The organism is Pseudonocardia cypriaca (assembly GCF_006717045.1).
Lineage (GTDB): Bacteria > Actinomycetota > Actinomycetes > Mycobacteriales > Pseudonocardiaceae > Pseudonocardia > Pseudonocardia cypriaca.
Genome location: NZ_VFPH01000002.1, coordinates 2,510,208 through 2,534,380 on the forward strand (window position 1 = coordinate 2,510,208; position 24,173 = coordinate 2,534,380).

The following is a 24,173-nucleotide window of genomic DNA, read 5'->3' on the forward strand; positions in this document are numbered from 1 at the left end:
CGGGGAAGCCCGATGAGAGTAGCGACCCGACCTGGTACAGGAGACGGCCGAACGGGCCCTGATACACAGTGCGCGCGGTGTATCCCTCGGATGCCGCGCTCGAGGCGTTAGCTCACCGGGAAAGGCTCGCCGGGGTCGTCCGCGCCCGCAGGGACACCGGGGTCGGGAATGCCCCCGTCGATGGGACCGTCGTCGAACGTGTCGTCGGTGTCGGCCGCGTCGGTCGGCTGCGCCGCGAACGGGTCGTCCTGCGCGAGGTCGGGAAGGTCCTCGTCCGCCTGACCGGCCGTGGCGTCGTCGAGTTCGACGATCTCGTGGGACGCGGTCTCGCCGGGAGCGTCCATGAAGGCCGCGCCCTGGCCGGGGTCGGTGTCGAGGTCCGTGTCGAGGTCCGCGTCGAGATCGATCTCCGAGTCGAGATCGTCGTCGAGCTCGGTGTCGGCGTCCAGGTCGGCGCTGTCCAGGTCGGGGTCGTCCAGGTCGCTCTCGGTGGTGCCGAGCGTCTCGTAGCCGACGACGTCGAGGTGCTCGTTCTGGGCGAGCTCGCGCAGGTAGCGGTCGGCGTGCTCCTCGGGGGTCTCACCGGGCTGCTGCGGCGGCGGGACGAGCGCGGGTGCCGGCCCGTCGGCCGATGCGAAGTCGGCGCGGAGGTTGTCGAGGAAGATGGGGAGGAGCTCGGCGACCTCGGCCGCGCTGAACCCGTGCGCGTGCGCAATCACGGACGGACTGGTCCCGGGACTGTCCAGGATCATCCGCGTGACCTCCCAGATGGAGGCGCTCGGCTCAGCAGACACGTGGCAACCCTACGAAGTGCGGGGCGCGTCGCAATCAGGGATGCGACGGATTCGGAACGTGCCCGCACCGGACCCCGGTGGCCGTCCGCCTTGGGGGGTTTAGGGGATCCGACCGCGACTTGCGGTCCGGGGGATGACCGCGGCCATGCGGCCATGGAGGCTCCGATCGGAACGGGCGTAGGGGGCCAACCCATGAGCTATCAACTCGGGATCGATCTCGGAACCACGTACACGGCGGCGGCGGTGTCGCGCGCGACGGAACAGCAGCACGCCGATCCGGAGATGGTGTCGCTCGGCGACCGCTCGGTGCAGGTGCCGTCGGTGCTGTACTTCGCCCCTGACGGCTCGGTGCTGGTGGGTGAGGCGGCCGAGCGACGGGCGTCGACCGACCCGGATCGCGTGGTGCGCGAGTTCAAGCGGCAGGTGGGCGACGAGATCCCGTTGGTGGTCGGCGGTCGGCCGGTCCGGGCCCACGAGCTGGCCGCGACGCTGGTGGTCTGGGTCGTCCAGCGGGTGGCCGAGCGGGAGGGCGGCCCTGCCCGCCGGATCGCGCTGACCCACCCCGCCTCGTGGGGGCCGCACAAGAAGGAGCTGCTGCACGGGGCACTGGCCGCGCGTGGGCTGAACGTGGCGTTCCTGGCCGAGCCGCAGGCGGCCGCGCTCAGCTACGCGGCGGCGGAGCGGGTCGAGCGCGGGTCCACCATCGCGGTCTACGACCTGGGCGGCGGCACGTTCGACTCCGCGGTCGTGCGCAAGAACGGCACGTTCGCGCTGCTGGGCCGGCCGGAGGGCATCGACCGGCTCGGTGGCGTCGACTTCGACGACGCGGTGTTCACGCACGTCCGTGATGCGGTCGGGAGCGCGTTCGACGAGCTCGACCCCGCCGACGACACCGTGCTCGGCGCGGTGTCGCGGCTGCGGCGCGAGTGCAAGGAGGCGAAGGAGGCGCTGTCGGCCGACACCGAGGTGCGGATCGCCGTCCTGCTGCCCGGGATGCAGACCGCGGTGCGCCTCACCCGCGGCGAGTTCGAGGCGATGATCCGCCCGCAGCTCGAGGAGAGCGTCGACGCGCTGCACCGCGCGGTGGCGTCGGCCGGGCTGTTGCCATCGGACCTGACCGCCGTGCTGCTCGTGGGCGGTTCCTCGCGGATCCCGCTGGTCGCCCAGCTCGTCTCGGCTGCGTTCGACCGTCCGGTCGCGGTGGACGCCGACCCGAAGAACGCGATCGCGCTCGGCGCCGCGCTGTCCGTCTCGCCACGCCCGGAGTCGTGGCCCGCGGCCAACATCCCGCCGATCCCCCGGACCGCGCCGCCGACGCCCACACCGGTGCCGGCCGCCCGGACGGAACCTCTGTCGCCAGCGGCCGACCCGCCGCGCCCGCCGGTGCCCTCCCTCGCGTCGACCGTCTCCCCGCCGCTCAGCGCGAGCGGCGCGCGGCGGCCGGTGGTGGTGTTCGGTGCGGGCGGTCTGCTGGTCGCGGCGGCGATCGGCGCCGCACTGCTGTACGGGCCGAACGGGACGGCTCCGGCTCCCACGAGCGGGACGACCACGGCCGTGGTGGAGGTCCCCCAGCTGACGGAGATTCCCGCCCCCGCGCCCGCCGCCGTCGAGGAACAGGGTGGCGGCCAGGCCCCGGCGCAGAACCAGGGCCGGGCGGCACCGCGGCCGCAGAACGGCGGCGCCCGCCCTGCGCCGCAGCAACCCGCCGGGAACGACGACAACGGCGACCCAGGAACCGAGCCGACCACCACGACGACCACGACGACCACCACGACGCCGCCGCCAACCACCACGACCACCACGACCACACCGCCCCCGGTGGTGACGACATCGGCTCCACCCGTGATCGACCCCGGGAATGGGAACGGGAACACCGGCCCCTCGTCGGTGGAAGGCCAGCCGAACGAGAAGGGCGGCGCGACGGACGTGCCGGTCAAGGACCCCGCCGACGACGACCAGGAGAGCACCCCCACGGAGTAGAGGCGGACTTCACAAACCCAGCCGGTACTTCACAAAGGGCCGGCCTTTGTGAAGCGGGGGCTGGGTCTGTGACGTCGGTGTTCCGGCGCGTGGAATGCCGCTCGACGCCCCAGAGTTGGTTGCACCGTGAAGAAGATTGGGTTCCTGTCCTTTGGGCACTGGTCGGACTCGCCGCACTCGCTGGTCCGGTCCGCCGCGGACGCCCTGGTGCAGTCGGTCGAGCTCGCGGTGGCCGCGGAGGAGGCGGGCGCCGACGGCGCGTACTACCGCGTGCACCACTTCGCCCAGCAGCTGGCCTCCCCGTTCCCGCTGCTGGCCGCGGCCGGGGCGCGGACCAGCCGGATCGAGCTGGGCACCGCTGTGATCGACATGCGGTACGAGAACCCGCTCTACATGGCCGAGGACGCAGGCGCCGCGGATCTCATCTCCGGTGGCCGGCTGCAGCTCGGCATCAGCAGGGGATCACCGGAGCAGGTGGTCGACGGCTTCCGCTACTTCGGTCACGTGCCGACCGATGGCAGGAGCGACGCCGACATGGCCCGCGAGCACACCAAGGTGTTCCTCGAGGTGCTCAAGGGTGAGGGCTTCGCGAAGCCGAACCCGCGTCCGATGTTCCCCAACCCGCCGGGCCTGCTGCGGATCGAGCCGCACTCGCCGGGGCTGCGGGACCGGATCTGGTGGGGTGCAGGCACCCGTGCGACGGCGGAGTGGACGGCCGAGCAGGGGTTGAACCTGATGAGCTCGACGTTGCTCACCGAGGACACCGGTGTGCCGTTCCACCAGCTGCAGGCCGAGCAGATCCAGCGGTTCCGGGACGCCTGGAAGGCGGCCGGGCACACGCGCGAGCCGCGCGTCTCGGTGAGCCGCAGCATCTTCCCGATCGTGAGCGACATCGACCGGCAGCTCTTCTGGCGGGACCGCGACAGCACCGACCAGGTCGGCTGGCTGGACGGGGGCACCGCCCGGTTCGGCCGGAGCTACGCGGGTGAGCCGGACAAGCTGGTGGCCGAGCTCGCCGAGGACGAGGCGATCGCCGCCGCCGACACGCTGCTGCTCACGGTGCCCAACCAGCTGGGCGTCGACTACAACGCCCACGTCATCGACAGCGTGCTCACCGATCTCGCCCCCGAGCTCGGCTGGCGGTGATCTCGCATGCCGGAACTGTCAGGGTGGCCCGATAACGTTTTCAGGTGCGCACGAACGTCTACGTGGACGGGTTCAACCTGTACTACGGGTGTCTGAAAGGCACGCCCTACAGGTGGCTCGACCTCGAGGCGTTGTGCTGCCGGTTGCTCCCCACCAACTCGATCCACCGCATCAGGTACTTCACCGCCCGGGTCGCCGCGCGGCCGAACAAGGCGCACGACCCGATCCACCAGGAGATCTACCTGCGTGCGCTGCGAACCCTTCCCACGGTCACGATCCACCTCGGTCACTTCCTGACCAAGCCGGTCACGATGCCGCTGGCCGCCCCGGCCCCGGGTGGACCCAGGTTCGCCGAGGTCATGAAGACCGAGGAGAAGGGGTCGGACGTCAACCTCGCCACGTACCTCGTCGCAGACGCGTTCCGGAACGATGCCGACTGTTTCGTGCTCATCAGCAACGACAGCGACCTGACGGAGCCGCTGCGGATCGTCCGTCACGAACTGGGGAAGGTGGTCGGACTTCTCAATCCGCAGCCCCCGGCGAAACGCAGTCGCGCACTTCTGGCGTGCAAACCGAGCTTCTTCAAGCAGATCCGGGCCGGCGTCCTGGGAAGGAGCCAGTTCCCCCCGAACATGAAGGATGGCGCCGGGGCCTTCACGAGGCCACGCGGCTGGTGAAGGGGGCCGGAAAAGCAGAGGCCCCGCCTTCCGGCGGGGCCTCGCACCCAGGACCCGAAGCTCCTGGGGGGATGCCTTCACGATACATGCTCAGCGTGGCTTGTCCACCTGACCCGATCACCATGACGGGACACCTCCGCACCACGTTGAGCCGGCCGCACCGGGGCCTGGAGACTGCGCACATGGGACTGCGGTTCACCACCCGCCTGTCGGACTCACCGTGGGTCGATGCCGTGTGGACCTGCACCAGCGACCGGGTCGGTGAGATGACGTCGGTGGCGGCGACCCGATGCGGGCTGATCTTCTGGGAGTGCGACGGGCGGTATCACGCCGGGGTCACCGGTCCCGAGACCGCGACCGGTACCGCGCCGGTCCCGGAGGACGCGACCTTCGTGGGCATCGAGCTCGCCATCGGTACCTCCCTGCGGGGTGTTCCGCTGCCGTCCGTCGTCGACGGTGCGGTGGAGCTCCCGGACACGACCCGCAGGTCTTTCCGGATCGCCGGGTCGCGCTGGGAGAGACCGGGTCCGGACGACGCCGAAGCCCTGGTCGAGCGCCTCGTCCTGGACGGCGCGGTCGTTCGGGACCCGATCGTCGACGAGGTGCTGCGGGGTGGTCGTCCCGAAGTCTCCGATCGCACCCTCGAGCGGAGGTTCCGAGCGGCGACCGGCCTCACCCGGGGTGCCGTGCGCCAGATCGAGCGAGCCCGCGAGGCGGCCCACCTGCTGGCGGCCGGGAAAACCGCCGCCGATGTCGTCGCCTCGCTGGGCTACTTCGACCAGCCGCACCTGGCGCGAGCGCTTCGACGCTACGTCGGGCGTACGGCCACGCAGCTGCACGAAGGAAGTGGCGGCGCCCTCGCGCTGGACCTCCCTCAGGCGACCACGTCGTAGAGCAGCTTCACGATGCCGTTCGGGTAGGCCTGGGACTCGCGCAGCCGCAACTTCTGCCTGTCGCGGTCGGCGTCGCTGAACAGGCTCTTGCCTGCACCGAGCAACAGCGGGAAGACCAGCAGGTTGTAGCGGTCGACCAGTCCCGCGTCCGAGAGCCTGCGGGCCAGCTCGGCGCTGCCGTGGATGAAGATCGCCCCGCCTTCACCCTCCTTGAGCTTCGCGACGTCGGCGCTGGAGCGCAGGATCGTGGTCTCGCCCCAGCCCTCGACGAGGTCGGTCTCGGAGATCGTCGAGGAGACCACGTACTTCGGCAGTTCCTTGTAGGCCGCGTGGTCCTGCGAGTCGCGCCACGTCGGGGCGAAGGCCTCGTAGCTGCGCCTGCCGAACATCAACGCCGTGGTCTCGGCGAGCTCCTCACCCTTGAGCGCGAACGCCTCGGGCAGGAACTCGACGTCCTTGAACACCCAACCACCGCTGCGGTGCTCCTCACCCGGCCCACCGCCGGGTGAGTCCACGACGCCGTCGAGCGACATGAAGGCGGTGTAGACGAGGTCGCGCATGCTGCGGTTCTCCTTCCGGTTCGACGGCAGGCCGCCGTCGACGTCCTCTGCGCGCGGACGTTATGCGGCGGAGGGCCGCGGGTCTTGGACAGAACCGACACCCGGACCGGGGTTACCCGTACAGGTGTGCCGGGCTCGTGATGCCTTCCTGCTGCCTCAGCGCGGTACCGCGAGGACGTCCCGGAGCACGTCCTCCATCGTGACGCGGGCCAACTCGGCCCTCAGCGTCTCCTCGATGCCCCCGTAGATGCCCTGCATCGCCGGCCGGATGCCGTGGCCCACCACGCACCCCTGGTCCGGCGTGGCGCGGTGCATCGCGAACAGCGGGCCGGGCTCCACCGCCTCGTACACGTCGAGCAGGGTGATCGACTCCAGCTCGCGCGCCAGCGACCAGCCGGCACCCACGCCACGCCGGGACTCCACGAGCCCCGCCTTGCGCAGCTCGCCGAGCAGCCGCCTGATCACCACGGGGTTGGTGTTCGCGCTGCCCGCGATCTGCTCGGACGTGGCCACCTCATGGCCCTGGCGCTGGTAGTGGCCGATCCAGGCGAGCGCGTGAGCGGCGATGGTCAACCTGCTGTTGGCGCTCACGAACCCTCCCCTCGGCCGTAACGCGCCATGTTACGACCGCCCTGTCGTAACAACAACAGTTGCTACAGTCAGTCGTAACAACTAGTGTTACGACTACGACTGATCGAGCAGCGAGGTGGGAAGAATGAACGGATCGCTCAACGGCAAGGTCGCCCTGGTCACCGGAGGGTCTCGCGGACTGGGAGCCGCTACCGTCAGGCTCCTGGCCGAGCAGGGCGCCGACGTGGGGTTCACCTACGTCAGCTCGGAGAAGCAGGCACAGGCCGTCGTCGACGAGGTGCGCGGCACGGGCGCGAAGGTCGCGGCCTTCCGGTCCGACCAGGCGGACACGAGCGGGGCGCCGGCGCTGATCGACGAGGTGGTCGCGTACTTCGGCGGCCTGGACATCCTCGTCAACAACGCGGCGATCGGTGCGCAGGGCCGCGTGGACGACCCGGACGCCGACACCGCCGCGCTGGACCGCATGCACGCCACGAACTACCTCGGCGTGATCGCGATCATCCGGGCCGCCTCCCGGGTGCTGCGCCCGGATGGCCGCATCATCACGGTGAGCTCGGGACTGGGCACCCGGGTCGGCGTCCCCGGCCTCGCCGACTACTCGGCGACCAAGTCCGGGATCGAGCGGTACACCATGGGCGTCGCTCGCGACCTCGGACCCCGGGGCATCACGGCCAACGTGGTGGAGGCCGGACTGATGGAGAGCGGGATGGAACCGCCCGACCCCGAGACCCTCAAGGCGATGCTCAGCGCACTGTCATTGCAGCGCATGGGCCATCCGCGGGAGATCGCCGCCGCGATCGCCTTCCTGGCGAGCCCTGCCGCCTCCTACGTCACGGGCGCGGTGCTGGACGTCCACGGCGGCTACAACGCCTGACCCGAGGCCGTTCTCGTGGGCGGGCTACACGTTGAAGCGGAACTCGACCACGTCACCGTCGGCCATGACGTAGTCCTTGCCCTCCATCCGCACCTTGCCCGCGGACTTGGCCGCGGCCATCGAGCCGGCCTCGACGAGGTCATCGAAGGAGACGATCTCGGCCTTGATGAACCCGCGCTCGAAGTCGGTGTGGATCACGCCGGCGGCCTGCGGGGCGGTGGCGCCCTTCTTGATCGTCCAGGCGCGCGACTCCTTCGGGCCCGCGGTGAGGTAGGTCTGCAGGCCGAGGGTGTGGAAGCCGGCGCGGGCCAGCGAGTAGAGCCCCGGCTCGTCCTGGCCGATCGACTCCAGCAGCTCGCGGGACGACTCCTCGTCCAGCTCCAGCAGCTCGGCCTCCACCTTGGCGTCGAGGAACACCGCGTCGGCGGGCGCCACGAGCGCGGCGAGCTCCTTGCGGCGGCCCTCGTCGGAGAGCACGGCCTCGTCGGCGTTGAAGACGTAGAGGAAGGGCTTCGTGGTGAGCAGCGACAGCTCGCGGAGCGGCTCCCGGTCGACGCCGGCCGCGAACAGAGTGGTGCCGCCGTTGAGGATCTCCACGGCACGCTCGGCCGCCTCCAGTGCCGGGCGGCGGTCCTTCTGGGTGCGCGCCTCCTTCTGCAGGCGCGGCACCGCCTTCTCCAGGGTCTGGAGGTCGGCGAGGATCAGCTCGGTGGAGATCGTCTCGATGTCGCTCGCCGCGTCGATGCGGCCCTCGACGTGCACGACGTCCGGGTCGTCGAACACGCGCACGACCTGGCAGATCGCGTCGGACTCCCGGATGTTCGCGAGGAACTTGTTGCCGAGCCCCGCGCCCTCGGACGCGCCCTTCACGATGCCCGCGATGTCGACGAACGACACGGTGGCCGGTACCGTGCGCGCCGACGCGAACATCTTCGCCAGCACGTCGAGGCGCGGGTCGGGCAGCGGTACCACCCCGACGTTCGGCTCGATGGTGGCGAACGGGTAGTTCGCGGCGAGCACGTCGTTGCGGGTGAGGGCGTTGAACAACGTCGACTTGCCGACGTTGGGCAGCCCGACGATGCCGAGGGTGAGTGACACGGGGCTCCAGGGTAGTCGCGTTAGCGGCGACCACCCCTGGCCCCGGGGTAAGGGTCTCCCCGAGGCCGATCGGGGGGTTGCCCCGATGGTGCCCGTGATCTCGGGACGGCAGCGTGACCAGCGTGATCAGCTGCCAACCACCGCCGTGCTGACGGCCCTCCTCGACACCGTCGCCGGCTGGCCGATACCCGTCGTCCTGACGGTGGCGAGCGCGCTGCTGATCGTGGAGAGCGGGGCGCTCGTCGGCATCCTCCTGCCCGGCAGCACGCTGCTGGTCGCACTCGGGCTGTGGTCGCACACCGCGCCGCACGTGCTCGTCCCCGCCGTGGTCGCGGCTGCGGCCGCGACCGTCACCGGCGCGCATCTCGGCTGGTTGCGAGGACGGTCCGGGGCGGCGGTCGGCCGAGCCGGCAGCAGGCTCGCCGCGCCCCGCGTCCAGCGGGCAGGCGCCTGGCTCGCCGAGCGGGGCCCGCCGGCCACCGCGTTGCTGCTGGCGTGCGGCCACTGGGCCGCGGCCGCCCGGCCCGTGCTGCCACGCGTCGCGGGCGCGGCCGGGGTGCCGTACCGCACGGTCGGCCCGGCGCTGGTCGTGTCCGGCAGCGGATGGGCGACGACCCTCGTGCTGCTGGGCAACCGGGTGGGCGCGTTCGTGGTCACGACCGCGGCCTGGGTCCCGGTCCTGCTGGTGGTGCTGGTGATCACGGCGCTGGTGCTCCACTCCCGCATCGGCGACAAGGCGATGCGCCGCTCGGCGCGCCCGTTCGGCCGTTCGCGGAACCGGGATAACGCGGGCGGACCCGGTCCGATGGTCTGAGTGGACCTGCTGCTGAATGAAGGGTGTCGTCGTGCGGTTCCCGCCCCGACTCGTGCTCGCTGCTTCGGCCCTCTGCATGGTCGCCGCCAGCAGCGGCACGGCGCTGGTGATGTCCGGGAAGGCCGACGTAGCGCCCGTGCCGGTCCCCGAGATCACCTCGGTGAGCCCGGAGGTGCAGTCGCCCGCCCCTTCCGAACAGGTCGGGTCCACCGGGCCCGCGATCACCGGCGCGCAGATCGCCGCCCTCGCCCTCGCGCCTGCGCGCGACCGGGCCGCCGCGCTGATCGAGGAGCAGGTCCGCGCCGAGGCCGAGCGGGCCAGCGACGAAGGGGATGACTCCGACGACGAGCGGTGGGACGAGCTGCGCGACAAGATCCGCGAGGCCTGCGACGACGGCCGGCTCCGCGGCCCCATCTGCCGCTCCTGAGTGGACGCATCGGCCGCGGCCGATTTCCGCCAGTCCTAGGCGGCTGCGGGTGGCAGAGTCGATGACGTGCTGCTCGACCAGGAACGTTGCTACCGCGCCGTCGCCTCGCGCGACGCCCGCTTCGACGGGCATTTCATCACCGCTGTGCGCACCACCGGCATCTACTGCCGGCCGTCGTGCCCGGCGGTCACGCCGAAGCGGCACAACGTCGAGTTCCTGCCGACGGCGGGCGCGGCGCAGCAGCGCGGGTACCGCGCGTGCCGGCGCTGCCAACCCGACGCCGTGCCGGGATCGCCCGACTGGAACCTGCGGGCCGACCTCGCCGCACGGGCGATGCGCCTCATCGCCGACGGGGTGGTCGAACGCCAGGGCGTTCCCGGGCTCGCCGCCCGGCTCGGCTACTCGGAGCGGCACCTGAACCGGGTGCTCACCGCGGAGCTCGGCGCCGGTCCGCTCGCCCTCGCGCGGGCTCACCGCGCCCACACCGCCCGGCTGCTCATCGAGACCACCCCGCTCGGGATGGCCGACATCGCGTTCGCGGCCGGTTTCGCCAGCGTCCGGCAGTTCAACGACACCGTCCGCGAGGTCTACGGCGTGGCGCCCACGACCTTGCGCACCGAGGCGGGGCGCCGCGGCGGCACCGTGCCGGCCGTCGCCGGCACGCTCGTGCTGCGACTGCCCTACCGCAGGCCGTTCGACGCCGACGGGCTGCTCGCGTTCTTCGCCGCCCGGGCCGTCGAGGGCGTCGAGTCGGTCGAGGACGGCACGTACCAGCGCACGCTCCGGCTGCCGCACGGCGCGGCGACGGTGGCACTCGACCTCACCCCCACCCCGCGCAACGGCCACGTCGTCGCCACGCTGCGGCTCGCCGACCCGCGCGACCTCGGCCCCGCGGTCGCCCGGCTGCGCAGGCTGCTCGACCTGGACGCCGACCCGGAGGCCGTCGACGCCGTGCTCGGCGCCGACCCGGACCTCGCACCGGCCGTCGCGGCGGTGCCCGGGATCCGGCTCCCGGGCACGGTCGACGGCGTCGAGACGGCACTGCGGGCGGTGCTGGGCCAGCAGGTGTCGGTGGCCGCCGCCCGCACCGCGGCGAGGCGGCTCGCCGCCGCGCTCGGCGAGCGGCTCCCGCCCGGCCTGGCGGGCGACGGACCGGACCTGCTGTTCCCCACCCCGGAGGTGATCGCCGAGCGCGGAGCCGAGGTGCTCACCGGACCGCAGCGGCGGATCGCGACCGTGCTCGGGCTCGCCACGGCCGTGGCCGACGGCTCGCTCGTGCTCGACCCCGGCTGCGACCCCGCGCAGCTGCGAACCACGCTCTGCGCGCTGCCCGGCGTCGGGCCGTGGACGGCGGGCTACCTCGCGATGCGGCTGCTCGGCGACCCCGACGAGCTGCTCGCCACCGACCTCGGCGTGCGCCGCGGCGCCGCTGCCCTGGGCCTCCCGTCCGACCTCGCCGGTCTGACGGCCCGAGCCACCGGCTGGGCGCCATGGCGCTCGTACGCCGCAACCCACCTCTGGCGGGCCATGCCCGTCACCACCTCGAAGCGGAGGACATCATGAGCGCCGAGAAGAACACAGCGACCTGGGCCACGATCGACACGAAGATCGGACCGTTCACCGCCGTCGTCGACGCCGACGGGGCCGTGCTGGCCTCGGGCTGGACCAGGGAGCTCGACGAGCTGCTCCCGCAGGTCCACCCGACGTTGCGGCCGACGGAACTCGTCGAGGGCGACCTGGGCCCCGTCGCCGCCGCGATCGTCCGCTACCACGACGGCGACCTCTCCGCGATCGACGACGTGCCCGTCCGGCAGCGGTCGGGCGAGTTCCTCGAGCACGCGTGGGGCGTGCTGCGGACGGTGCCGGCCGGCGCACCGGTGACCTACACGGAGTACGCCGCCAAGTCCGGCCGCCCCCTGGCCGTGCGCGCGGCCGCGTCGGCCTGCGCCCGCAACGCGGCGGCCCTGTTCGTCCCGTGCCACCGGGTGCTGCGCACCGACGGCACCCTCGGCGGCTTCCGCTGGGGTGTGGACGTCAAGCGGGCGCTACTGGCCCACGAGACCCAGTCGGCCTGACGGACGCACCCAGAGCGCGACTCGCCCGCACCCACACCGCGACTCGCGGGGAGTGGCACCACCCTCTCCGCGAGTCGCGGTCTGGGTGTACGCGAGTCGCGGTCTCCGCTCGACCGTTCGTTCGACCGTTCGGCGATCGACTCGCCCGTGCCCCGCGTGCCTTCCGCGGATCGGCGACCCCGTCGGTGACGCTGGTCGGATGGACACCGCGACCGCATCCGTGCTGCTCATCGGCCTGATCCTGGGCGGGGTGCTCGGCGCTGGGGCCGTCTGGTTCCTCCTGACGTCGCGCGCCCGGCTGTCCGCCGCCGAGGCGGCGCGGGCCACCGCCGACGCCACCGCGATGCTGCGCGCCGACGCCGCCGGCCTGCGCGCCGAGCGGGCCGGCCTCGTGCGGCGGCTCGACGAGCTGACCGCCGCTCACGACGTCACGGTCGAGCGGCTCCGGCAGGCCGAGGCGGAGGCGGCGGCCGCCGCGGCGGCACTGCGCAGCGAGCGGGAGGCGGGCGCTCAGCGGGAGGCCCTGCTCACCCGGCGCGACGCCGAGCTGAAGCAGGCGTTCCAGGCGTTGTCGGCCGACGCGCTGGCCCGCAACAACGAGCAGTTCGTGGCGCTGGCCGAGGGCCGGATCAAGGAGGCGACGGCGGCGCTCACCGCGAAGGCCGACGGCGACGCGGCGGCTCGTGCGCAGGCGATCGGCCAGCTGCTCGACCCGGTCTCCGCCACGCTGCAGCGGGTGGAGGGCCAGCTGCGCACGGTCGAGAAGGAGCGCGAGTCGGCCTACGCGGGCCTGCGGGAGCAGGTCACCGCGATGCGCGCGAGCTCGGAGCGGCTGCAGGACGAGACGAAGGCGCTGGTCAACGCGTTGCGCGCCCCGCAGGTGCGCGGACGGTGGGGTGAGCTGCAGCTGGAGCGGATCGTGCAGCTGGCCGGGATGGTCGAGCACTGCGACTTCTCGACGCAGGTCGTCGCGCAGGGCGAGGACGGCGGTGTTCGCCCCGACCTGGTGGTGCACCTCGGCGGTGGCAAGCAGATCGTGGTGGACGCGAAGGTGCCGTTCGCCGCGTACCTGGAGGCCGTGGAGTCGCGCGACCCCGAGGTCCACCGCGAGCGCCTAACCGCGCACGCCCGCCAGCTGCGCCAGCACGTCGACTCGCTGAGCGCCAAGAGCTACTGGGCGGCGTTCCAGCCGTCACCGGAGTTCGTGGTGCTGTTCGTGCCAGGGGACCCCTTCCTGGAGGCCGCCCTGCAGTCCGACCCGGCCCTGCTCGAGCACTCGTTCTCGAACAACGTCGTGATCGCCACCCCGACGACGCTCATCGCGCTGCTGCGCACGGTCGCGTACACGTGGCGGCAGGAGGCACTCGCGCGCAACGCCGCGCAGGTGCACCAGCTGGGCAAGGAGCTGCACAGCAGGCTCGCGACGATGGGCACGCACGTCGCCAAGCTCGGGCGGAGCCTCGACTCCGCGGTGGCGAGCTACAACCAGACGGTCTCGTCGCTCGAGGCACGGGTGCTGGTCACGGCGCGCAAGCTCACCGACCTGGGGGCGGCCGACGGCGACATCGACGAACCGCAGCAGGTCGAGCGCGCCCCGCGGACCGTCGCCGCCCCGGAGCTCGTGGCGTCGGCGGCCGACTCGCTGATCGCGTTGCACGAGCTGAACCGGGTGGACCGCCCGGGTGAACGGCTCGGCGGTGACGGTCGCGCCGAGTCGCGGGCTACCGTGACGGGATGACCGACCCGGCCGGCGAGCGCCCCCGACGCCGCCCGTCCACCGCCTCGGCGCGGGGCGGCTCCTCCCGCCCGCGGTCCGGCACCTCCGACCGGCCCGCGAAGGCCCGCACCGCGAGCCGGCCCGCGGACGACGAGGCACCCGCGAGGCCGCGCAGATCCGCGACGACCGTCGAGAAGCCGGTGAGCGAGCGCCCGGAGCGGGAGCGCGGAGCGGGGGGTCGCTGGCCGATGGCCGACCGCTCGGTGCTGCCCACCGTCCTCGGCGTGCCACCGATCGCGGCGGTCGGCCTGGCCACCGCGCTCACCGCGATCGGCGTTCTCGTCGACCTGACGCGGATCGGCAACCTCGGCACCGTGTTCACGATCTGCCACATCAGCGGGTGTGTGCTGGCGGTGATCTGGGTGCGCCGCAACGGGTTGTTCGGGCCGATGGTCCAACCGCCGCTGCTCGTGGCCGCCGCCGTGCCGGTCGTGGTGCTGCTGGCCGGCTCCCCCCGCCCCGGTCAAGGCGTGGCCGAGCAGCTGCTGGTGATCGGGGCGCCGCTCGTCAACGCGTTCCCGGTGATGGCGTGGGCCACCGGGATCGTGCTGGTGCTCGGCCTGCTGCGGATCGTGCTGCAGCGCGCCGCGTGACGGCGGCCGCACGCTAGCGGGCCGTGCGCGCGGGGCGCAGCTCCCTCGGCAGCGAGAACCTGAGGGTCTCCTCGGCGGTGGTGACCTCCTCGACCGACTCCCAGCCGCGCTCGGCGAGGTGGTCGAGCACGCCGCGCACGAGCACCTCGGGCACCGACGCACCGCTCGTGAGGCCGACCGTGGTGACGCCGTCCAGCCAGGCGTCGTCGATCTCGCGGGCGTAGTCGATGAGGTGCGCCGCCCCGGCGCCCGCGGTGAGCGCCACCTCGACTAGGCGCACGGAGTTCGAGGAGTTCTTCGAACCGACGACGAGCACGAGGTCGCACTGCGGCGCCATCGCCTTCACCGCCACCTGCCGGTTCTGCGTGGCGTAGCAGATGTCGTCGCTCGGCGGGTTCTGCAGCGACGGGAACCGCTCGCGCAGCGCCCGCACCGTCTCCATCGTCTCGTCGACCGACAGGGTGGTCTGCGAGAGCCACACGACCTTGTCCGGGTCGCGGACCGTCACGCTTGCGACGTCCGCGGCGGTCTCCACGAGCTGGATGTGCTCGGGCGCCTCGCCGGAGGTGCCCTCGACCTCCTCGTGCCCGTGGTGGCCGACCAGGAGGATGTCGTAGTCCTCGCGTGCGAAGCGCTTGGCCTCGCCGTGCACCTTGGTGACGAGCGGGCAGGTGGCGTCGATCGTGCGCAGGCCGCGGTCCTTCGCCTGGTCCCGCACGGCGGGTGAGACGCCGTGGGCGGAGAACACGACGAGCGCGCCCTCCGGCACCTCGTCGGCCTCGTCGACGAAGATCGCGCCACGCTCGGTGAGGGTCTCGACGACGTGCACGTTGTGCACGATCTGCTTGCGCACGTAGACCGGAGGGCCGTGCTGCTCGAGCGCCTGCTCGACGGCCTCGACGGCCCGGTCGACACCCGCGCAGTACCCGCGCGGTGCGGCCAGCAGGACGCGCTTGGAAGCAACGGACATACCTCCAGCCTACGGACGCACCGCGCGTGCACGACGCCCCCGCGACGAACCCCACTCCCGTTCCGACGAACGGCGCGTTCGTCGGTACCTATCCGACGAACGCGCCGTTCATCGGAATTGCTGCCGGTCGCAGGCATCCGGTTGGTCCGCACGCCCCAAGGGTTGAGACGCCGGACTTGCGGGGGAGACTGTGGGTATGAGCCCGCTGCCGCTGCCGGTCCGTGTCGCCGCCGGCCTCGTCGCGTCCGCCGTGGAACAGGCCAGGGAGCTGCCGCGCCTCGTGGTCGAGCTGCCGGTCACCGCCGTCAGCCAGGCCCTGCAGGCGTCCATGCGCGTGCAGCAGAAGGTCACCGAGCTGGCGATCAAGGGCGACCAGGCCCTGAGCACGCTCCGGCCGGCGGAGGAGCGGCCGAGCTGGGCCACGTTCGACGACGAGGACGAAGACCTCGCCTCCGGCAACGGCGCGAGCGCGGTCAGGGAGCTGCGGCCGCACCGTACGCCCGCTCCGCCCGCTGAGACGGCGGTGGAGACGGCCGCCGCGGCCACCGCGGCCGCAGCCGAGGGCGACACCCCGGAGCGCGCCGAGCCCGCGCAGCCCACCGCGTCCGGACCGAACGCGCTTCCCGGCTACCAGGACCTGACGATCCCGCAGCTGCGCGGCCGGCTGCGCCACCTGACGGCCGACGAGCTGCGCACGCTGCTCGAGTGGGAGACCACGCACGACAACCGCGCGCCGTTCGTCACGATGCTCACCAACCGGATCACGACGGTCACCGAGGGGTGACGGGACCGACGACTCCGGAGCAGCCCTGGCCGGTGCGCACGGTGGCCCGCAAGATCGCCGAGTGGGTCGACCGGCTCGGCGCGGTGTGGGTGGAGGGCCAGCTCGCCCAGGTCACGGCCCGGGCCGGCACGGGCACCGCGTTCCTCGTGCTGCGGGACCCGGCTGCCGACGTGTCGCTGCAGCTCACCGCGCCGATCGGCCTGGTGCGCGACGGCGGCCCCGCGGTCGCGGAGGGCAACCGGGTGGTGGTGCACGGGAAGCCGTCGTTCTTCCTGGGCCGCGGCACGCTCTCCCTGCGCGTCGACGACATCCGCGCCGTCGGCATCGGGGAGCTGCTCGCCCGGATCGAGCGGCTGCGCCGGCTGCTGGCCGCCGAAGGCCTGTTCGACACCGCCCGCAAGCGCCGCCCGCCGTTCCTGCCGCGCTGCATCGGGCTGGTCACGGGCCGGGCGTCGGCCGCGGAGCACGACGTGGTGACGAACGCGCAGGCCCGCTGGCCCGCGGTCCGGTTCCGCATCGAGTCGGTCGCGGTGCAGGGTGCGCTGGCTGTGCCGCAGATCGTCGACGCGCTCGGCGTGCTCGACCGCGACCCGGACGTCGACGTCATCGTGCTGGCCCGCGGCGGCGGCAGCGTCGAGGACCTGTTGCCCTTCTCCGACGAGACGCTCTGCCGCGCCGTCGCCGACTGCCGTACGCCGGTGGTCTCGGCGATCGGGCACGAGCCGGACACCCCGCTGGTCGACCACGTCGCCGACCTGCGCTGCTCCACCCCCACCGAGGCCGGTCGCCGGCTCGTGCCGGACATCGCCGAGGAGACCGCCCGGATCGCCGGCCTGCGCGACCGCGCCCGCCGGGCACTGGCGGGCTGGGTGGACCGGGAGGAACGGCTGCTCGCCGCGTTGCGCCACCGGCCGGTGCTGGCCGAGCCGTTGCGCGCGATCGACGCCCGCGGGGTCGAGGTCGAGCGGCTCCGCGATGCAGCGCGCGCGTGCGTCGAGCGCGGGCTGGACCGGCGCGCCCACGACCTCGAGCACGTCGGCGCCCGGCTGGCCACCCTCGGCCCGGCCGCCACCCTCGCCCGGGGCTACGCGGTGGTGCAGCGGGTCACCGACGACGGTGCCGGCCCGCTCCCGGTGCTGCGGTCGGTCGACGAGGTCGGGCCGGGCGACCGCCTGCGGATCCGGGTGGCCGACGGAGCGGTGGCCGCGACGGTCGGGGACGCCGCCACGAAGCGGAACGGCGCACGCACGAAGAAGACGAAGGCGAGCACGACATGAATGAACGCCCTGCCGTCGAGGGGCTGGGCTACGAGCAGGCCCGCGACGAGCTCGCCGAGGTGGTACGGGCCCTGGAGGCCGGTGGCCTCGGCCTCAACGAGTCCGTGGCGCTGTGGGAGCGCGGTGAGGCGCTGGCCCGCCGCTGCGAGGAGCAGCTGGCCGGCGCCAGGGAGCGGGTGCAGAAGGTGCTGGACGAGGCGGAGTCCTCCGACTGAGGCCCTGTCCTCTTCCGACGAGCGGCGCTGTCGTGCCACTGATGGCTCCGCGCTTGCTTCGCGGCGCGCGCAGCCATCAGACATGCATGGCGTCGGTACCTATCCGACGAAGGCGCCGTTCGTCGGAAGGGTCGGTTCGTGGTCGGGGAGCTCGATCGCGTCGGCCTTGCCGAACTGGGCCGCCATGAGGTTCCGCAGCGGCCAGCGGGTCATCCACCGAACCATGTGCGCCCGTAGCGCGATCGCAAGGCGCGTCTTCGGCACGAACCCGTTCACGCCGCCGGGCGGCAGCTCCTGCGCCTGGGCGGTGTAGGGCCGCATCACGTCCTCGTAGGCGGCGAAGGCGGCCCGGTGGTCACCCCCGGCCCTCGTGAGCTCGCCGGCCAGCACGTAGGCGCCCACCAGCGCGGCGCTGGTGCCGAGGCCGGTGAGCGGCGACGGGCACCACGCGGCGTCGCCCAGCAGCACGACGCGGCCCGCGGACCAGGAGCCGACCCGGACCTGGCCGAGCTCCTCCAGCACGAGGTCGTCGGTGTCCCGGAGGTCGGCCACGACCTGGTCGGCGACCCACCCGGTGCCGGTGAACGTCCGGGTGAGCAGCGCGCGGTGGGCGTCGACGTCGCGCCGGTGCACCCCCGCGGGCGGCGTGCGCAAGGCCATCATGGCCTTGGCCCGACCCGGCGCCCGGTCCGGGCGCAGCGCCAGCATGGTGCCGGGCTCGTTGTACATCCGCATCCACCCGTCGAGCCCGTACCGGTCCGGAACCGTGAAGAAGGCCAGGACGCAGCCCAGCGGCCGGACGAACTGCTCCTCGGGACCGAACGCGAGCGCCCGCACCCCCGAGTGCAGCCCGTCCGCGCCGACGACCAGCCCGAACCGGCGCTGCGGGGAGCGCTGGAAGCGCACCGTGACGCCCTCGGCGTCCTCGTCGATGCCGGTGATCGCATCGTCGTAGAGGTACTCGACGCCGTCCTGGGCGGCGTCGAGGAGGACCTGGGCGAGGTCGCCGCGCATCACCTCGATCTCCGCGACGATGCCCTCCCCACCGAACGCCTCAGCGGCCATCCGCCCGAGCGACCGTCCCGCGGTATCGACGTAGGAAATGCCGCGCTCCTCGACGGTCACCGCGCGGACGGCGGGCATCAGTCCCATCCGCTCGACGACGGTGCGCCCGGCGCCCCGGAGGTCGACCGTCTGGCCGCCGGGACGCGGCGCGGGGGCGCGCTCGACGATCGTGGGCCGGTAACCGGCGCGGACCAGCCAGTAGGCGAGGGCGGGACCCGCGATCCCTCCGCCGGAGATCAGAACACTCTTCTCGTGCACCGTACGACTCCCTTCGGTTTCCGGACACCGCCGACCGTACGGCGTACAAACACACCTAACAAGCACCGTTCCCGTCTTGAGCTGCGTCTTTATGGGAGGAGCACTAGTGCACTATGGTCATGACGAGTGCTCCGCCGGACTCGGCCGCACTAGTGCACCTGCAGCAGGGAGGCCCTCACGTGACCGAGACCACATCCGCGCGGATCGCCGCCGACCTCCGGTCCCGGATCGCCGCGGGCGAGTTCGGCCCCGGCGACCGCGTTCCGTCCACCCGGGACCTCACCCGGCGATGGGGCGTCGCGATGGCAACGGCCACCAGGGCGCTCTCCCTCCTGCAGGACGAAGGTGTGCTGCGGTCGGTGCGCGGGGTCGGCACGGTCGTCGCCGCCCGCCCGGCCGGCACCCGCCCCGCCCGGCGCCGCGCCACGGCGAGCCCGGCCCGGGACGACGTCGTCCGGGCCGCGATCGAAGTGGCGGACGCCGAGGGGCTCGCGACGCTGTCGATGCGCCGGATCGCCGCCGAGCTCGACATCCCCACGATGTCGCTGTACCAGCACGTGGCGGGCAAGGACGAGCTGATCGTCCTCATGATCGACCGTGCGTTCGGCGAGCAGCCGCTGCCCGCGGAGCCCGCGCCGGACTGGCGTGCCGCGCTGGAGATCGCCGCACGGCTGGAATGGGCCGCCTTCCGGCGCCACCCATGGCTCGCGCCCGCGATGTCGCTCACCCGTCCCCAGCCCGTCCCGAGCGCGCTCGCCTACACCGAATGGGTGCTCGGTGCCCTCGACGAGCGCGGGTTGGACCCGATCACGGCCTTCACCGTGCACGTCATGCTCTTCAGCCACGTGCGAGGCATGGCGGTGAACCTCGAGTCGGAGGCCCAGGCCGAGGCCGAGAGCGGCCTGACGGCGGACGAGTGGATGGACGCGCACGTCGGTGCGATCACCGCCCTCGCCGAAGGCGCCGAGTTCCCCTTCGTCACCCGGATGACCGGCCTCGACTTCGACCTCGACCTCGACGCCCTGTTCGAGCTCGGCCTGCGCTGCCTGCTCGACGGTCTGCGCGGCGTCCTGCCCTGACCCGAGGACCAGGGCTCGGGTCAGGGTCGTTCCCGATCACACCGCCCGTCCGCCGGGGCACCGTTCCGGGCGTGTCCGGAAACGATCGAACCTGGCGGCAGCTGACGGTGTGGCTGCACGTCGTCTCATCCGTCGGCTGGATGGCTCTTGCGCTGACGTTGCTCGCGCTGCTCGCCCTCGCCACCACCGAACCCGGCAGCGCGCCGAGCGCGACGGCGATGGCCCACTTCCTCGACACCGTCCTGCTCGCGCCGCTGGCCAACACGTCGGCGTCCACCGGTCTGGTGCTCTCGCTCGGCACCGCGTGGGGGTTGGTCCACCAGCGCTGGGTACTCACCAAGTTCGCCATCACGCTCGTTCAGCTCTACGCCGGGATCTTCCTGCTCTCCAGGGCGCTCGACGACGCGGCCACCGCCGCTGAGGCAGCGCCCGCGATGGTCGGCGGGACACTGGCGATGGCGGGCGCGCTCGGCTTCCAGGCGTGGCTCTCGGTCACCAAGCCGTGGCCGCGGACGCGTTGGGCCCGGCACCGCCGGACCGGCCGCCCGGTCCGGCTCCCGACCGCCCCGCCCGCGCTCTTCGCCTTCGCCGTGCTCGCCCCGCTCGTCGACATCGCCGTGGGGACGTTCGTCGGCTTCCCGACGCCCGTCCTGTCGCTGCTGTCGGTGGTGGCGGCGGCCGTGATGCGGCAACGTTCGCTGCGTGCCCCGGAGGCATCCGGACGGGTGCAGACGAGCCCCACCGTCCCCGCGATCGGCGAGACTCGTCCGTGACCCACCGGTCGAGGCGAGTGAGGTGCGGCGATGAGCTTGACCAACGTGTGGGTGCAGACCGGCTCCGACGGGCTGGTGCGCGCCGACCAGGTCGTCGGCATCGAGGCGCACTCGACCGCGGGTCTGCGGGACACGCAGTCGCACTGGCTGCTCGACGTCGTGCTCGCCACCTCGGTCGGCAGCGGGTACCGCGAGGCCTGGAACGTCACGGCGCTGCACCGCACCCTCGCCCAGACCACGGCCGCGCCGGAAGGAGCCTCCGTCGCGCTCGCCCGGCTGCTCGCCCAGCTCGACACGGTGAGCGCAGCCGGCGTCGTCACCACCGAGAAGGTGGGCACCCGGCAGAACGACGGGTTCAGCACGAGCGCTGGGAGCATCCGCTTCCGGTTCGTACCGTTCGAGGCACCGGTGCGGGACGACCGCACCGACGCGGAGTACCTCTGAGGGGTGGCGGGGATGCGGGTAGCCGTGGTGGGTGCGGGTGTGGTGGGCCTGTCGGCGACCGCCGCGCTCATGCAGCGCGGCGCGGAGGTGGTCTGCTACGAGCGGGCCGACGAGCCGATGACCGGGCGCTCGGTCGGGTCGTCACGGATCTTCCGCCTCGCCCACCGGGAACCCGAGCTGGTGCGGCTGGCGGTCGACGCCCGCGCCGGGTTCGACCGGTGGGCCGAGCAGGCCGGCCGTCCCATGCTCGTCCCGAGCGGATGCGTGATCAGCGGCGCCGACGTCGCGGAGTGGGCGGCTGGCATGGAGGCGGCGGGCGTGCCGCTCGAGATGCCGGCGACCCCCGACCGGCTGCGGCTGCCCACGCGCCGGCCTCCGAGCGAGGCGCTGCTCGACCCGTCCGGTGGGGTCGTCGACGTCGACGCGGTCCGCGAGTACCTCACCGGGCTGACGAAGCGGGCGCTGCGCCACGAACCCGTCGACGCCGTCGACGACGATGGGCACGTGTGGACCCGGAGCGGGCCCGCCCGGTTCGACGCCGTGGTCCTGGCGGCGGGGGCGGGCACTCCGCAGCTCGCCGCACAGGCGGGGATCGCGGTACCGGGCGAGCTCCAGCACCACGCCCGCTTCACCTTCCCCGTCGACCCCACGGTCGCGTGGCAGAGCTGGATCGACCTCCCCGCCAACGGGCTCGGCACCTACCAGCACGCGAGCGGCCCGGGCCGGTGGGCCGTCGGGGGCCACCTCGACGCGGCCGTCACGGCGTGGGAGGTCGGGCGGGACGCGGCCACCACGGCCTCGCGGGAGGCGGTGCTGGAGTACGCGCGCGAGCACCTCGCCGTGGAGCCGCGGATCGTCGAGACGGTCTACTGCACGCCGATGCCCGGCCTCGGCGACGGGTTCCACGTCCAGCGTGCCGGCCGGGTGGTGGCGGTGCACGGGGAGAACCTGTTCAAGTTCGCCCCGGTGCTCGGCGCGGCCCTCGCGGCGGCGTGCGAGCTGGTGTGATCAGCGGCTGACGACCTCGCCGCGCACCGCGGCCACGGCGAGCGTCCGGAAGTCCGCGTCGCTCGCGCTGCCGGTGACCAGCAGCCGCACCCCGTCGAGGTCGGTGATCCAGATCGGTTCGGCGCGCTCACCGGTGTAGGCCACCCACTGCTGGCCTTCGACGTCCACGGTGCCCTGCGCGGGTGCCGCCCCGCCGCCCGCCTCGGCGCGCAGCATGGCCTCCTCGGTGGCGTCGCCCTGCTGCAGCCGCAGGTACCGGCCGTCCGGGGTGAGGAAACCGGTGCTGACGACGCGGCCGCCCTCGGGGATCGAGGTCCGGTTCACGGCGTTGGCCCGCCAGCCGTCCGGGACGGCCGGGACGCGCAGCGGGAACGTCGAGCCCGGTGCGAGGCGCGTGAGCTCGGCGGCGACGGCGACCGTCGGGAGCCGGGAACCGTCGACGGTGGGGCCGGTCGGCGCGAACGTGCACGAGCGCGAGACCCCGCCGGCGGCGAGCACCACCAGCGCGAGCACGACGAGGGCACCGACCATGTCGCGCATGGTCAGTGCGGAACGCGGAGGCTTCGCCGAAGGGCCGGATTCGCTCACGGTCTCCATCGTGCAGCACGAGTGGATGACCCGTCGTGCCGATGGTCTCAGTGTGGATCGACAGGACCGCGGAGCGTGGCGGCATCTGCGAGGATCGGACTCCACGATTCCCGCGCCGTCGTCGCCGCGGGAGAAGGAGGGCGAGATGACGACATCGGAGGGCGTGGCGACCCCACGCGAGAGCCGACGCGAGGCACCGGACCGCAACCTGGCCATGGAGCTCGTCCGCGTCACCGAGGCGGCGGCGATGGCGGCGGGCCGGTGGGTGGGCCGCGGCGACAAGAACGGCGGTGACGGCGCGGCGGTCGACGCGATGCGCCAGCTCATCGGCACCGTGTCCATGCGCGGCGTCGTCGTGATCGGCGAGGGCGAGAAGGACGAAGCGCCCATGCTGTACAACGGCGAGCCCGTCGGCGACGGCACCGGGCCCGACTGCGACGTGGCCGTCGACCCCATCGACGGCACCACGCTGATGGCCAAGGGCATGCCCGGGTCGGTCGCCGTGCTCGCGGTGGCCGAGCGCGGCGCGATGTTCGACCCGTCGGCCGTCTTCTACATGGAGAAGCTCGCGGTCGGACCGGAGGCGGCCGACGTCATCGACATCACCGCGCCCATCGGCGAGAACATCCGCCGCGTTGCCCGCGCGAAGCGGCTCGAGGTCAGCGACGTCACGGTCTGCGTGCTGGACCGGCCGCGGCACGAGTCCATCGTGAAGGAGATCCGCGCCACCGGGGCGCGCATCCAGTTCATCTCCGACGGCGACGTCGCCGGCTCGATCTCCGCCGCCCGCCCCAACACCGGCATCGACCTGCTGGTCGGGATCGGTGGCACCCCCGAGGGCATCATCAGCGCGGCCGCCCTCAAGTGCATGGGCGGCGCCATCCAGGGCCGGCTGTGGCCGCGCGACGACGAGGAGCGGGAGAAGGCCGTCGCCGCAGGGCACGACCTCGACCGCGTCCTCAGCACCGACGAGCTCGTCCGCGGCGACAACGTCTTCTTCTGCGCGACCGGCGTCACCGACGGCGACCTGCTGCAGGGTGTGCGCTACTGGGCGGGCGGCTGCACCACGCAGTCGATCGTGATGCGCTCGAAGTCCGGCACGGTGCGCATGATCGAGGGCTACCACCGGCTCACGAAGCTGCGCGAGTACTCCTCGGTGAACTTCGACTTCTCCGCCGAGCAGCTCGCGGCGTTCGAGCACACCCCGCCACCGCTGCCCTGACCCGCCGGACCAACTCACCCGCGCGGAGGACCGGACCGCAGGGCCAGCGGACACCAGCACCGCGGCGCCGCCCGTGCGCAGCACGCTCCGGGCGGCGCGGTGCCGGGCCCGTCACGCGCAGTCTTCTCGCGTTCGGAGAACCCGCTCCCGGCCCCCGGACCGGGCCGCTCGCGGGGGCGGGAGCGGGAGAA

26 protein-coding genes are annotated in these 24,173 nt (G+C 73.0%); 19 read left to right on the forward strand and 7 right to left on the reverse strand.

All coding sequences use genetic code 11. The features are described from left to right. Positions 1-107 precede the first annotated feature (107 nt). Positions 108-794: a hypothetical protein gene (locus FB388_RS29560; RefSeq protein ID WP_142105378.1), complete on the reverse strand. Its 687-nt coding sequence runs from the start codon at positions 792-794 to the stop codon at positions 108-110. 192 nt (positions 795-986) lie between these two features. On the opposite strand from FB388_RS29560, the gene FB388_RS29565 reads away from it, so the two are divergent. The 4 genes from FB388_RS29565 to FB388_RS29580 all read left to right on the forward strand — a co-directional run bounded on the left by FB388_RS29565 (position 987) and on the right by FB388_RS29580 (position 5,490). Continuing rightward, a complete protein-coding gene (locus FB388_RS29565; RefSeq protein ID WP_142105379.1) occupies positions 987-2,774 on the forward strand; it encodes an Hsp70 family protein in 1,788 nt (595 codons plus the stop codon). A 126-nt stretch (positions 2,775-2,900) separates the two neighbouring features. After that, entirely contained in the window at positions 2,901-3,920 is a 1,020-nt protein-coding gene (locus FB388_RS29570; protein WP_142105380.1) for an LLM class flavin-dependent oxidoreductase, read from the forward strand. 44 nt (positions 3,921-3,964) lie between these two features. Further along, complete coding sequence (locus tag FB388_RS29575; RefSeq protein WP_142105381.1) at positions 3,965-4,597, forward strand: NYN domain-containing protein; 633 nt, start codon at positions 3,965-3,967, stop codon at positions 4,595-4,597. Between the two features lie 182 nt (positions 4,598-4,779). Next, on the forward strand, positions 4,780-5,490 hold the full coding sequence (locus FB388_RS29580) for a helix-turn-helix domain-containing protein (RefSeq protein WP_142105382.1): 711 nt from the start codon (positions 4,780-4,782) through the stop codon (positions 5,488-5,490). On the opposite strand, the gene FB388_RS29585 is transcribed toward FB388_RS29580, so the two are convergent. Together FB388_RS29585 and FB388_RS29590 are read right to left on the reverse strand one after the other, a co-directional pair. Continuing rightward, positions 5,472-6,050: a dihydrofolate reductase family protein gene (locus FB388_RS29585; RefSeq protein ID WP_142105383.1), complete on the reverse strand. Its 579-nt coding sequence runs from the start codon at positions 6,048-6,050 to the stop codon at positions 5,472-5,474. The two genes, FB388_RS29580 and FB388_RS29585, sit on opposite strands and share 19 nt — an antisense overlap. Before the next feature lie 156 nt (positions 6,051-6,206). After that, a complete protein-coding gene (locus tag FB388_RS29590) occupies positions 6,207-6,641 on the reverse strand; it encodes an Rrf2 family transcriptional regulator (protein ID WP_142105384.1) in 435 nt (144 codons plus the stop codon). Between the two features lie 124 nt (positions 6,642-6,765). Here FB388_RS29590 and FB388_RS29595 point away from each other — a divergent pair, with 124 nt between their 5' ends. After that, entirely contained in the window at positions 6,766-7,515 is a 750-nt protein-coding gene (locus FB388_RS29595; RefSeq protein ID WP_142105385.1) for an SDR family NAD(P)-dependent oxidoreductase, read from the forward strand. Positions 7,516-7,539: 24 nt separating this feature from the next. Here the strand turns inward: FB388_RS29595 and ychF are convergent, their stop codons facing one another. Next, positions 7,540-8,613 (reverse strand): redox-regulated ATPase YchF, encoded by a 1,074-nt coding sequence (gene ychF, locus FB388_RS29600; RefSeq protein WP_142105386.1) that lies wholly within the window; start codon positions 8,611-8,613, stop codon positions 7,540-7,542. 85 nt (positions 8,614-8,698) lie between these two features. Here ychF and FB388_RS29605 point away from each other — a divergent pair, with 85 nt between their 5' ends. The 6 genes from FB388_RS29605 to FB388_RS29630 all read left to right on the forward strand — a co-directional run bounded on the left by FB388_RS29605 (position 8,699) and on the right by FB388_RS29630 (position 14,299). Continuing rightward, positions 8,699-9,427, forward strand: coding sequence for a DedA family protein (locus FB388_RS29605; protein ID WP_142105387.1), 729 nt, complete (start codon positions 8,699-8,701; stop codon positions 9,425-9,427). Between the two features lie 31 nt (positions 9,428-9,458). After that, positions 9,459-9,854 (forward strand): hypothetical protein, encoded by a 396-nt coding sequence (locus tag FB388_RS29610; protein ID WP_142105388.1) that lies wholly within the window; start codon positions 9,459-9,461, stop codon positions 9,852-9,854. A gap of 66 nt (positions 9,855-9,920) precedes the next feature. Then, complete coding sequence (locus tag FB388_RS29615; RefSeq protein ID WP_142105389.1) at positions 9,921-11,417, forward strand: AlkA N-terminal domain-containing protein; 1,497 nt, start codon at positions 9,921-9,923, stop codon at positions 11,415-11,417. Beyond that, positions 11,414-11,929, forward strand: coding sequence for a methylated-DNA--[protein]-cysteine S-methyltransferase (locus tag FB388_RS29620; protein WP_142105390.1), 516 nt, complete (start codon positions 11,414-11,416; stop codon positions 11,927-11,929). Before FB388_RS29615 ends, FB388_RS29620 begins: the two co-directional genes overlap by 4 nt. A 199-nt stretch (positions 11,930-12,128) precedes the next feature. Continuing rightward, positions 12,129-13,667: a DNA recombination protein RmuC gene (locus FB388_RS29625; RefSeq protein ID WP_142105391.1), complete on the forward strand. Its 1,539-nt coding sequence runs from the start codon at positions 12,129-12,131 to the stop codon at positions 13,665-13,667. Beyond that, on the forward strand, positions 13,664-14,299 hold the full coding sequence (locus FB388_RS29630; RefSeq protein WP_142105392.1) for a DUF6542 domain-containing protein: 636 nt from the start codon (positions 13,664-13,666) through the stop codon (positions 14,297-14,299). The genes FB388_RS29625 and FB388_RS29630 overlap by 4 nt, the downstream gene beginning before the upstream one ends. A 13-nt stretch (positions 14,300-14,312) precedes the next feature. On the opposite strand, the gene FB388_RS29635 is transcribed toward FB388_RS29630, so the two are convergent. Next, positions 14,313-15,269 carry a 4-hydroxy-3-methylbut-2-enyl diphosphate reductase gene (locus tag FB388_RS29635; RefSeq protein ID WP_142105393.1) on the reverse strand — a complete coding sequence of 319 codons (957 nt, stop codon included), beginning with the start codon at positions 15,267-15,269 and terminating at the stop codon, positions 14,313-14,315. Between the two features lie 196 nt (positions 15,270-15,465). On the opposite strand from FB388_RS29635, the gene FB388_RS29640 reads away from it, so the two are divergent. The 3 genes from FB388_RS29640 to FB388_RS29650 are packed head-to-tail and all read left to right on the forward strand — an operon-like array spanning position 15,466 to position 17,545. Next, the gene (locus FB388_RS29640; protein ID WP_142105394.1) at positions 15,466-16,053 is read left to right on the forward strand and encodes a lipid droplet-associated protein; all 588 of its coding nucleotides are present in this window, start codon (positions 15,466-15,468) and stop codon (positions 16,051-16,053) included. Next, on the forward strand, positions 16,050-17,330 hold the full coding sequence (xseA, locus tag FB388_RS29645; protein WP_142105395.1) for an exodeoxyribonuclease VII large subunit: 1,281 nt from the start codon (positions 16,050-16,052) through the stop codon (positions 17,328-17,330). Before FB388_RS29640 ends, xseA begins: the two co-directional genes overlap by 4 nt. After that, entirely contained in the window at positions 17,327-17,545 is a 219-nt protein-coding gene (locus tag FB388_RS29650) for an exodeoxyribonuclease VII small subunit (protein WP_142105396.1), read from the forward strand. The genes xseA and FB388_RS29650 overlap by 4 nt, the downstream gene beginning before the upstream one ends. Before the next feature lie 99 nt (positions 17,546-17,644). Here FB388_RS29650 and FB388_RS29655 read toward each other — a convergent pair whose 3' ends face one another. Further along, a complete protein-coding gene (locus FB388_RS29655) occupies positions 17,645-18,868 on the reverse strand; it encodes an FAD-dependent monooxygenase (protein WP_142105397.1) in 1,224 nt (407 codons plus the stop codon). Positions 18,869-19,047: 179 nt separating this feature from the next. Here FB388_RS29655 and FB388_RS29660 point away from each other — a divergent pair, with 179 nt between their 5' ends. From FB388_RS29660 to FB388_RS29675, 4 genes are all read left to right on the forward strand, one after another. After that, a complete protein-coding gene (locus FB388_RS29660; protein WP_246122498.1) occupies positions 19,048-19,947 on the forward strand; it encodes a TetR/AcrR family transcriptional regulator C-terminal domain-containing protein in 900 nt (299 codons plus the stop codon). A gap of 71 nt (positions 19,948-20,018) precedes the next feature. Further along, a complete protein-coding gene (locus tag FB388_RS29665) occupies positions 20,019-20,720 on the forward strand; it encodes a hypothetical protein (protein WP_142105399.1) in 702 nt (233 codons plus the stop codon). 30 nt (positions 20,721-20,750) lie between these two features. Then, positions 20,751-21,164: a hypothetical protein gene (locus FB388_RS29670; RefSeq protein WP_211362264.1), complete on the forward strand. Its 414-nt coding sequence runs from the start codon at positions 20,751-20,753 to the stop codon at positions 21,162-21,164. A gap of 12 nt (positions 21,165-21,176) precedes the next feature. Continuing rightward, positions 21,177-22,172 (forward strand): FAD-dependent oxidoreductase, encoded by a 996-nt coding sequence (locus FB388_RS29675; protein ID WP_142105400.1) that lies wholly within the window; start codon positions 21,177-21,179, stop codon positions 22,170-22,172. Here the strand turns inward: FB388_RS29675 and FB388_RS29680 are convergent, their stop codons facing one another. Beyond that, the gene (locus tag FB388_RS29680; RefSeq protein WP_170225882.1) at positions 22,173-22,760 is read right to left on the reverse strand and encodes a DUF4245 domain-containing protein; all 588 of its coding nucleotides are present in this window, start codon (positions 22,758-22,760) and stop codon (positions 22,173-22,175) included. A 145-nt stretch (positions 22,761-22,905) separates the two neighbouring features. On the opposite strand from FB388_RS29680, the gene glpX reads away from it, so the two are divergent. Next, positions 22,906-23,982, forward strand: coding sequence for a class II fructose-bisphosphatase (glpX, locus tag FB388_RS29685; RefSeq protein ID WP_142105402.1), 1,077 nt, complete (start codon positions 22,906-22,908; stop codon positions 23,980-23,982). Positions 23,983-24,173: the final 191 nt, after the last annotated feature.